At 59.1% G+C, this 10966-nt stretch carries 7 protein-coding genes; all 7 read left to right on the top strand.

The window, feature by feature from the left end:
* Positions 1 to 160 precede the first annotated feature (160 nt).
* The 7 genes from IKP20_05860 to IKP20_05890 all read left to right on the top strand — a co-directional run bounded on the left by IKP20_05860 (position 161) and on the right by IKP20_05890 (position 10613).
* Positions 161 to 2836 carry an InlB B-repeat-containing protein gene (locus IKP20_05860; protein MBR4504478.1) on the top strand — a complete coding sequence of 892 codons (2676 nt, stop codon included), beginning with the start codon at positions 161 to 163 and terminating at the stop codon, positions 2834 to 2836.
* 4 nt (positions 2837 to 2840) lie between these two features.
* Positions 2841 to 4376, top strand: coding sequence for a hypothetical protein (locus IKP20_05865; protein MBR4504479.1), 1536 nt, complete (start codon positions 2841 to 2843; stop codon positions 4374 to 4376).
* Positions 4373 to 5758 carry an ABC transporter substrate-binding protein gene (locus tag IKP20_05870; protein MBR4504480.1) on the top strand — a complete coding sequence of 462 codons (1386 nt, stop codon included), beginning with the start codon at positions 4373 to 4375 and terminating at the stop codon, positions 5756 to 5758. Before IKP20_05865 ends, IKP20_05870 begins: the two co-directional genes overlap by 4 nt.
* Positions 5755 to 7602, top strand: coding sequence for a PQQ-like beta-propeller repeat protein (locus IKP20_05875; protein MBR4504481.1), 1848 nt, complete (start codon positions 5755 to 5757; stop codon positions 7600 to 7602). The genes IKP20_05870 and IKP20_05875 overlap by 4 nt, the downstream gene beginning before the upstream one ends.
* The gene (locus IKP20_05880) at positions 7595 to 8728 is read left to right on the top strand and encodes an iron ABC transporter permease (protein MBR4504482.1); all 1134 of its coding nucleotides are present in this window, start codon (positions 7595 to 7597) and stop codon (positions 8726 to 8728) included. Before IKP20_05875 ends, IKP20_05880 begins: the two co-directional genes overlap by 8 nt.
* Entirely contained in the window at positions 8718 to 9524 is an 807-nt protein-coding gene (locus tag IKP20_05885; GenBank protein MBR4504483.1) for an ABC transporter ATP-binding protein, read from the top strand. Before IKP20_05880 ends, IKP20_05885 begins: the two co-directional genes overlap by 11 nt.
* A gap of 174 nt (positions 9525 to 9698) precedes the next feature.
* The gene (locus tag IKP20_05890; protein ID MBR4504484.1) at positions 9699 to 10613 is read left to right on the top strand and encodes a hypothetical protein; all 915 of its coding nucleotides are present in this window, start codon (positions 9699 to 9701) and stop codon (positions 10611 to 10613) included.
* Positions 10614 to 10966 lie beyond the last annotated feature (353 nt).

Raw genomic sequence — 10966 nt, forward strand, 5'->3', positions numbered from 1 at the left:
GGCCATTCATCGACGGGTTGCAGACAATGGATTTCGATACATAAAGTTCCGTTATTACAAGTGAAATTTTTCATTGGATAGTAAAAAGGGAAAAAAATGTGATTTCTAATAAATTCATCTAGTCTTATTCGTATTTCATGTGCTGTAAGAAGGGGGCGCCATGAAAGCGCTCATAATCACGGCGATGATCGTCGCGATAGCGGTGGCCGCCGGGGCCATCCTATATATGAACGGGGGGTCTCATGACCCGGCAGAGACCGATGATCCTGCCGATCCCGTCAGCCCCGGTGATCCCACGATCGAAGAGGACCTCGTTTACCCGAGGGAGCTTATTGCGACTTCGCCTTCGCAGTGGTCGTATGCGGGAGGCGATCTCGGCAGCTTCGGGGTTTCGGATTCGAAGACGCCCACGACCGATAAAGAAATGGCACTCGCATGGAGCGTTACCGGGGTCATGGATTCGGGGACCAACATATGGAAGGTTCCCAGCTCCCCGCTGTGCGTCGGCGATAAGGTTTACTATTACAAGGGCGAGGATTGCACGATACATTGCTGCGACGTTTCCACCGGCGCCGACATCGTGACCGCCAGCTGCGAATCTGCGGGCGTCTATACCATGCCGATGGCTTACGGGGACGGGAAGATCTTCGTGGCGACTTACGTCCAGCCCGCGGCCGCGCCCAGCTATTCCCTGCTCAAAGCATTCGACGCCGATACGCTGAAGCAGCTGTACGTCGGGACGCCGGTCTACGGGCAGGACGTCCAGTGGTTCATGGCCTACTACGAAGGGAAAGTCTTCATGGGCACCTACATGGGAGGGTTCGAATGCTTCTCCTCCGAGGATAAGGATACGGCCCGTCCGGACGAGGTCTCCGAGCCACTGTGGGCCATCGAATCGGACGGGTTCTGCAACGAGATCCCGGCGTTCTTCGGGGACTGCTGCGTCATAGCCAAGAGAGGGTTCAAGGAAGGCGGCGCGACCGCTCTGATGATAGCCGTCGACACCGGCGAAGTCGTGGACAGCATCCACTTCGACAGGGAGTTCTCCTCCTCCGGGCCGACCTTCTACGAGGGCAGGGTGTATTTCCCGCTGATGAGGGCGACCGACCGCAGCATGACCGTGGAGAAGATAGAGGAGCTCGGCCAGAACACTCCCGAACATCTGGCCATCCGCTCTTACGAGGTCTCTTCCGACGGGTTCGAGCTGTCGTCGGAGAGGTTCTGGGAATCCGAATGCGAGCTTGGGGGAACCCAGTGCATGGCCGTCATCTGGAACGATACCATTTACATCGGAGGCGGCGGCAAGACTATGGGGACCGACGAGCCGTTCTGGATCGTCAGCATCGCCGGGGACGGTTCGATGGAGACCAAGAGCGTCTTCTGGGACCTGCAGACCAAAGGCACGGCGGCCATCACCACGGCGTACTCCACGGAGGAGAACGGCTATGCCGTCTACATCTATCTTATGGAGTACGGGCACGTCAATCCGGGAGAAGCCGCGGACAGCGCCAACGGATATTCCGAGATCTATGTGATCCGCGATTCCGCCGCCGGCTCTGAATTGCTCTTCAAGCTGAAGCCGACCCCGGCAAACTTCTGCTGGCAGAGCTTCTGCATATCAAAGGACGGGCATCTTCTCATCAAGAACGATTCCACTCTGTTCTGCTTCGGGATCGGGTCCGCGTACACGCCCGAAGACGTCGAGTCCTCCATAGACAGGTTCATCGCGATGTCGGAGGAGGGCAACGTCAACATGAGGGACTTCCAGAGGATTATCGCAAGGTATGCCGACCTCAGCGACTCCGACAAGAAATCTGTGGGCAACTATCAGAAGCTCATGGGCATGTGCGTCACGGTGACGCTGAAGGCTGCGTCCGGGGATGTCACCATCCAAGCTCCGAAAGGGGCCATAGTGGAGCTCCCGGATGTGCCCGTGCCGGAGGGCAAAGTTCTGGCAGGGTGGAGCCGCGACGGAGTCCCATGGGAATCGTTCAGCACTCCGGTGACTTCGGACGTCACTCTCCAGCCGGTCTACGCCGATGCCGTCCGTGTAACTCTGTCAGTCGATGGCGGCAAGACGATGGCGGTCGCGAAAGGATCGGCATTGCCTTACATCTATGATCCATCGAGGGACGGATACGCTTTCGACGGATGGAAGGGATCCGATGGTCTCGCGTATATTCCGGCCGTGACGAAGGTGCTCCGCGATGTGGCGCTGGAACCTGTATGGAAGAAGGTCAGCGTGCTGTCTTTCGATACTGACGGCGGCAGTTCTGTGGAAGGCGAATTCACCGCTACGTATACCAAGCCGATAGCGTCCCTGCCGGAGACGGTCAGGACCGGATGCACGTTCCTGGGATGGTATCACGATGGCATCAGATACGACGCCGGCACGGTTTATCCGTTCGAGAATCCGATCGTGCTGACCGCGGTCTGGTCGGAGAACTCCGAGAGGACAGTGACCAACGGCAATGGGCTCTATGTCACCGGGAACTTCGACGACGGAGTGGCGGTGACAGCCGTGAAGGCCAGTGAGCTCGGGTCGACTGTGGCCAGGCTGAGAGAAGCAATCCCGGACGCGGAATGCCTCGCGATCACCGTCAAGGGCGAGGGCGTCACCGGGGACCTCAGCATCACCGTCTCGATCGACACCGAAGCTCCCGACGAGGACTCTGTGAAGATCTGCTATTACGCCAACAAAACGGTCCACGAAGTTGTCGGCAAAGTCTCCGGAGGCAAGCTGTCATTCCAGGCTCTGGGATACTACATCGGCGGGGCGGTGCAGCTGACTGCCGCATTCCCTCCGGGCTACGGAGTCTTGGAACATAAGGGGTGAAAAGATGAACGCCAAACTTATCGTCGCTTTGATAGCCGTCGTCGCCGTGGCGGCGGCCGCATTCTTGGCTATGGGCCAAGGCTCCGACGACTCGAAGGACGTGGAGATCGATGCGGGATCGTCCGGGACATTGTCCCAATCCCAGGTCAAGGCCATAGTCGACGGAATATCCTCCGGATCCAAATCCATAACCATAAAATCGTCCGGGTCCGAACTTACGCTGCCATCCGAAGCCGTGGGCGCGATCGCAGGCGGAGACGCCAGGATGAGCGTTGCCCTGAAAGACGCGACGCTCAGGATCGCTTCCAAGAGCCTGTCCGGATTGGGCGGGAAAGATCTGGCTTTTTCCGCGGAACCAACGGATGTGCCGGAGCAATACGCATGGAAATATTCCGGGCGTCCGTCATATGACATAAAGTTCCTTTCCGGCGGCTCGGAAGTCCCGCTCAAAGAGAGCGCGGAGGTTTCGGTTCCATATTCCCTGAAGTCCGGCGAGACAGCCGGAAACATCGGCGTCGCGAAGCTGGGTGAAACCTCCGAGACTGTCAAAGGAACTTATTCCTCCGGTAAGGTCACGTTCTCGGCCGCCGATTCCGCGGTGTACGTCATCACATACACTTCGGCGGATCCGTCCGGGGACGGAATAGGCGCCCACGTGTGCGTCAAAATCGGAGATTCCTATGCCGCGTTCGAGGGCAGAGGGAATACCGTCCAGGAGATCGTGAAGAGCGCTCTCGGGAACGACGTGGAGTTCTCCAACAACGGGAACGTGAAAGCATTCAGGGGCCAGGCGAACGATTCAACCCATTCGTGGGTGGTGTTCAGATGGAAGGCCCCGGAGACCTGGGTCCACGCCGCGGATTCAGACATGGCCGAAGGCATGACCTTGGCGCTGGAGTTCTCCGAGAAAAAGAGCACCTCGTCCGGGACGGACTATAGTCTTCCCGATCTGATGGTCGAACAGACCGTTTATTTCTTCTTCCAGATCCCGGACATCGACGAGATCAGGGCTTCCACGCTCAAGGAGGTCAAGGAGAAGCTCGTCGCGCTGGACCGCTGGCTGTCCAAGGCCGGACTCTCCGATGACGACGTCAGGGAAGGGTTCTGGATAAAAGGGACCGGAACCAACGCATGCGATGCTCTTGCCAATGCTGTACGCGATTACATATTCCCGGAGTCCAAGCTCGAAATGCTGGCCGATCCATCGTGGGACTATAGGGTTTACACTCTGGACGGCGAGACAGGCTACTACCAGCACGGCGTGCGCCCGGCGTCCTTCGGATGGTTCAACGAGTTCCTCGGATGGAGCGACACCGACATAGGCGACAAGAAGTGGACGTACTGGTCCCAGTATACCTACAACCCCAACGCGAAGACCCTGGACGACACCCGCCAGTGGGACTACAACCAGACCACCTTCGGGATGTACGACATGGAGAAGTACCGCTACTACGCCGTGATCCTCCAGACCACCACCAAGGACGGGACAGCGGTGGACATTCCCACCCCGTCCGACATTCCCAAGGCGATGCTGTCATGAACGCCGCCCGGAAGAAGCTGGCCATCACTGCGGCCGCCATCGCGGCGGTATTGGTGCTGACCCCGGCCATGGGGCTGACCCAATCGGAGGCCGAAGGCAGAAGCGGGGTGGTCATCGACTTCGGGTATTGGGACACCGTATGGGTAACGCTGGATTTCGGATCGGGGATGGACGGGTACCAAGCTTTGGAGAAGGCCTGCGAACTGAGAGGATACCCTGTAGTATATCAGGACGATGAGCGCACTATAGTCTACTCGGTCAACGAGCAGTCGAATCTCCAAGGCAAGAAATGGGGGATGTACGTGCTGTCCGGCGGCGGATGGGAGGCCTGCGCCGATCCCTCCTCGGTATCCCTGGGGGAAGGGGACATCGTGGCCTGGGCGAGGGCGTCCGGCGCCGGGGATGTGGTCCCAGGCACGGATCAGTCCGGGTTCACGTACTACAGCTACGCCGATTCCGGGCGCTCCCTGGAGACGGGGGAGCCTCTGAAGGTCGTGTCCCTGGCGCCGTCCGTCACCGAGACCATATGCTCCGTAGGCGGGTTGGACTGCATAGTCGGCACGGATCTGTACAGCAACTATCCGTCGGAGGTCAGGGACTACAAGGCGGATGGGAAAATCAAGAACGTGGGCGGTTACTCCGACCCCAATTACGAGTGGATCGTGAAGCTGGCTCCCGACATCGTGTTCTGCGAGGGCGGGACCGGGGAGCACATAGCCATGGCGGACAAGCTCAGGAAGTCCGGGATAAACTGCGTCGTGACATATGACGTCACCACGGTGGAGGCCCTGTACGACAACATCTGGATGGTGGCTTCCGCCATGGGGATGAGCGAGAACGCCAACTCGGTCATACAAGCTTTCAGAGGCACCCTGAATGTGATCTCCGGAGTCATAGGATACAGCCCGGACGTCAGGACGTTCATCGCCCTCTCCGCAGATCCGTCGCCTTGGACTTCCGGAAGCGGGACGTTCGCATCGGACATAATCTCGAAGGCATCCGGGGCCAACGTGTTCGATTCGCAGTCGTCCTCCTGGTTCATGGTTTCCAAGGAGCAGATACACTCCAAGCAGCCCCAGGTGATGATCATAGTGCACAGCAGCGAGATAACCACGCAGGAGCAGTACGAGGAGCTTCTGGGCCGCTTCGATCCGGTGTGGAAGGAGACGCCGGCATACAGAGACGGGAACGTGTACGTATTCTCGGGGTCGGCGGCGGATCTCCTCTCGAGGCCGGGCCCGAGGCTGAGCCAAGCCGCGGAGCTCATCGGAAAGGCGTTGCATCCGGACTCCTTCACCGACAGGGATCCTCTGGACACCATACCCAAATTCCTGGGCTCCGATTACGCCGATTACCTTACTTACCAGAGGGCGGTCGCATGAGGTTCTCAATCGTTCTGGCCATCGCTCTGCTGCTGGCAGTTCCGCTGTCACCTATGTCCTCCGCGGATCCCGGCGTGCAGGTGCTGGTGGATTTCGGAGACGGCTCATATATGTGGTGCGAAGGCAGCGGGAGCACCTTCGGAGAGGTTCTCGGATCCGTCGATGGGAATGTCGCCGACAGGATAAGGGCCGGAGGTTCCGGAGGATGCGGATGGCGCCTGTATAATTGGGACGGCGTCTGGAAGGATGCCGGTACCGATCTGGAATCCCCGTGCTCGGGGGCGATCGCGTTCGGCTATTATCCCGAGGGATTCGCTCCCGTTCCGACGCCGGAATACAGGACATCCTGGACGATGCTGGGAGGTTCCTCCTCCGCTTCCAACGTCTCGGTATCCTGCGGCCAGAAGGATCCGGAGATGCCGGTCGAGTGGTACAACACATACACGACCGGATACGTCGACTCCGGCCTTGTGGTCGCCGGCGATATGCTGTACCACACCACAGGAGGGACGTACGGGGGCGCCGGAGAGGACGCCGATGCTTGGGTGTATGCTCTGGACAGGTTCACCGGCGACGTCGTCTGGAAGTACCATGAGAGGAAAGGCGCCGGGTACGAGGTGACCACCCCGCTGATCGTCGGAGGGTATCTCATCGTCACGTTCACCTGCGGAGACGTCGTCTGCTTCGACAGGCTCACCGGCGAGGTCAGAGATACGATGGCGGTCGGCACGGATCCCCCCACGGATCCGGACGGCGACGTCCTCTGGGACGGGAGGGTGTTCTACACCGGCGGCACCACGCCGGTCTACGATTCCGGAAAGATATACTTCGGCACATCATCGGGAACTGTGATGGCGCTGACCCTGTCGCCGGAAGGCAAGATGGATGTCGCTTGGGAATATGTTCCTTCATCGGATTCCGGTCCGGAGGGATATGCCGGCACCAGAGGCTGCTTCTATTTCCACGCTCCGACCATCGGCGACGCGGGCGGCAAGCGCATGCTGTTCATCGGCAGCTACGAAGGCTACGTCTACGCCCTGGATGCGGGCGACGGAAGCGAGGTGTGGGTAACGAGAGCCATCGACATGAGGGCCAACAACAAAGCCGCGCCCGGCACTCCGGGTTCCGCCGCGTCCATATCGCTGTCTCCCGATGGTTCCATCCTTCTCGTGGGATGCACCGACGGCGCCCTCTTCTCGTTGGAGGGATATCTTCTCGCTTTGGATCCAATCACCGGGGAGACCGCAAACAGGCAGGACGGGACCGAATGGAGGCTGGACGCTCTGTTCACATCGCCTGTCGTCGTCGGAGACGGATTCTATACTTATGTATCGCCGCTTTCGTCGGGCGCGGAAACTTTCCCCGGCGCCGACGGCAGGGACAGCGAAGCCTCTGCGGCAGTCTACAAATTCGATTGGGACGGGAAGGTGCTGTGGAAGTCCCAGGACTACCAGATGATAAAGGGCGCTCTCACTTTGGACGCTGATGGCGTTCTTTATGGAATGGACTATTCTGCGGGCGCTTTCTGGCCGACCGGCGGCGGGCTGACCGCCTGGGATTCCGATACGGGAGAGGAGCTGTGGAGAGTTCTGCTGTCGCCGTACACCCAGGATTCCTACTCCATGGTCCAGCCTACCGTGGTGGACGGGAAGATCTACGTCGGCAACGACTTCGGAGCGGTGTACTGCGTCTCCGACATACAGGGCCAGGGGACCGAGGAAGAGAGGGTCCAGGCCCTTCAGACCGTGGGGTTCGCCCATTGGTCGTGGTATCTGACGTTTGCGGTTGCGGCGGCCGCCATCGCCGCGTTCATTTTGCTTTACAGGAGGACTGCGAATGCCTAAGAAAGGGTGGCTCTCCCAATTCAAGAGAGGCTACGAAGGGATGAAATCCGATCTGGAGGGTCCCGACGTATCCGAGATAGAGCTCAAGAAGAAGAGGTTCAGGCTGATAGTGCTGTTCGGGTCGCTGATGTCGGTCCTGGCCTTCCTGATATCCATATCGATATCGTCGGGAGGGGTGATACCTGTCAGCGAAGCTGTCGGTGCGCTGTTCTCGTCCGTCGGGAAGGCTCTCAGCGGCGACGGGAACCTGAACATGGTCGAGCTGTACATCTACAACGCCAGGCTGCCGAGGACCATCGCATCCATCGCCGTGGGAGCGGGATTGGCCATAGCCGGATGCATGTATCAGGCGATCATACGGAACCCGCTGGTGGACCCGTACATCACCGGAGTATCGTCCGGGGCCGGCTGTCTTGCGATGGCAGCGACCGCGCTGGGATTCAGCATCCCGTTCCTCGCGGACAACACCCTGTACATAATCCCGGTGGCCGCCATCATCGGAGGCATAGTCGCTTTCATCATCACCATGACCGTCGCAGAAGGCTCCGGCGGGTCGTCGATCAATTACATCCTCGCAGGGACGATAGTAGGGTTCGCGTTCTCGTCGGTCCAGACGGTGTTCATGTCCATGGGGAAGGACAACCTGACCGATGTCATGTGGTGGCTGTACGGCAGCTTCGCGAACGTGACCTGGGAGAACGCATGGATAGTCTTCGTGCCGGTCGTCGGCATATCGATAGCGGCGATGGTCTGGGCGAGGGAATTCAACCTGTACTCCATGGGAGAGGACCAGGCCGCCCAGCTCGGCCTCAACGTGAAGAGGTTCAAGCGCGTGACCATGGTGGTGGCGTCGATCCTGACGTCCCTCTGCGTCGCTTTCGTCGGGATAATAGGGTTCGTCGGATTGGTCGTCCCGCACGCGTGCAGGATGGCTCTGGGAAGCGACCACCGTCTGATAATGCCGGCGTCGGTCGTGATAGGCGCGATGCTCATGCTGTTCGCCGATCTGGTGGCCAGGACGGTCATGTCTCCCGCCGAGCTTCCTGTGGGCGCGATAACGGCGATGATAGGCACGCCCGTGTTCGCATACATGCTGATGAAGAGGGGGCGCAACTATGACGGATGAAACTCCGGTGCTGAGGGTCAGAGGGCTGTCCAAAGAGTTCGACGGCTTCCAGGCCTTGAAAGGGGTGGACCTGGAGTTCGGGAAAGGCCTCCTGATAGGTCTGATAGGCCCGAACGGATGCGGCAAGTCGACGATGATGAAGTGCATCTCCAGGGTCCATGAGCAGACCTCCGGGACCATAGAGGTGGACGGGAAGGATGTATCGTCGATGAAGGCGGCCGAGGTCGCTAAGCTGGTCGCGAGCGTTCCCGCCGAGGCCGGCCAGACCTTCGGGATAAGCGTGATGGACATGGTCATGCTGGGGAGATATCCGTTCGTGGACAGGATCTGGTGGGAGGATCCGGAGGACGAGAGAGTCGCCAAAGAGGCCATGCGCACGTTCGGGATCTATGAGCTGAGGAGGAAGCAGGTGGCTCTGTGCTCTTCCGGCGAGAGGCAGCGCGCTCTGATAGCGAAAGCTTACGTCCAGGAGCCGAAGCTCATGCTCGTGGACGAGCCCACGTCCCATCTGGACATGAAATACAAGCTCCAAGTGATGGAGTATCTGCAGAAGATGGCGCGCTCGGATATGACCGTGATGGTGGCGGAGCATGACATCTCCCTGATGGCCAGGTATTGCGACGTGTGCGTGATAATGAAGCGGGGGGAGGTCGTGGCAGTCGGCGATCCCAAGGAAATAATCACCGAGAAGCTCATCAGGGACGTCTACGAGGTCGAGGCCAGGGTCGGGCTTGATGCCGACGGGGAGATCTATGTCCTTCCCAAGAGGTACGTGGAAGGGTCTCTGCGAAGTTGACGTGGGCACGGTCGGCCTTCAGGTCAGCGTCCCATCTATTCGGCGGCCCTATCGGCGATTTCGCTCCGGGTTTTCCAGGATTTGTTCTCTGGCATGTCCCAGGATGTAGGTCTATGCGGCGTGCCTGCACAGCCAGAGTTTATCCTGCTTCGAGGCGAGTCCAGTTCGGGCGACATGATCAACCGGGAGATTTCCTTCGAGAGTACGGACCATGGAATGAAAGCTGGGTTCCACGATCCGAGGTTCGTGGTACCTATAGTGATGGAGGTGGTGAGGGAGGCCGAGGGTCTCACTTATGACCAGGTCGCATCGGCTTTCGAGTACGAGGCGGACGGCAGGACGATAAAGGGGTTGGATCCAGTGGTAGAATTCGGGACGGACCACACGCTGGACTCACTTTTTCTCTTGAGGCTGCCTTATAAGGGCGGGGTCAGGGAGGTGTATCTGAACATAGAGGGGCAGGTGAGCCGCAGCGTTCCGTATAACCTCCGCGACCGCGCTGCCGTCTATCTCCAAGGGATATTGAGGCGCCAGATGGAGGCGATAAGGGACTATAAAAAGTTCCGCAGGGCATATACCGTGTGGGTCATGCCTCGTCCCATCAGGTCCCGCGCGAACACGTGGGGCAGAATCCCGCAGGAAGGCTTATACGGGATTCAGAGGGAGGCCGAAGACGCGATAACGGCCGTGGGGCCGGCGGAGATGGCGTTCATATTCCTGGGCAGAGCCGACGAGCCTGTCGAAGACCGCTTTTTCAGGCTGATGAACCTGAGGTTCGGCCTTGGTATGAGTTCCGAGGGGAGGGCAAAAGCCTTGTACGAAGAATTCGGTATAAAAGACGATTTGCTGGTGGAAGAGATGGAAAAAATGAACATGTGGCAGGAAGCAATCCAGGAGGAGAGGGAGGATAGCCTGAAAGAGGGAATGGAGATGGGGGCCGACATCGAGCGTAAGGCAGCGGTGGAGGCCATTGCCGCGATGGTCCGGGGCTTCATGGCTGACCTCAGCATATCCCCCGAGGAAGCTATGAGCCGCGCCCATGTCCCGGAGAGGTATTCAGATTCGGTCAGAGCGGTTCTGATGGGCTGATACGAGCTTTCTGATAACCCTGGAGGCCAAAATGCTTATCGGCCCTGATGGGTGGGCCTCATGCAGAGCGTTTCCGCAGGGAAGGGCCTCCATGGCATGCCGAGGTCGGCAGGCCCTGCGGATGTTCTTCCTTTTTCTGCCGATCTTTTCTGTTGCCGCATATGAGAGCGTTGAGAGCACTCAGCGTGTCTGAATTCTGTATGTATCGATGGATGTTATATCCATGAACGCGATACGCATTCCGATCTCATGACCACGGACCGCGGAGGAGGCTGGAAAGGAAGGAAGCTTTATTGCTTCAAGTGCGGCCACAGCTGGGTTTCCCGTTCGGACGAAAGGCCGGAAAGCTGCCC

The organism is Candidatus Methanomethylophilaceae archaeon (genome assembly GCA_017524805.1).
In the GTDB taxonomy this organism is placed as follows: Archaea; Thermoplasmatota; Thermoplasmata; order Methanomassiliicoccales; family Methanomethylophilaceae; genus Methanoprimaticola.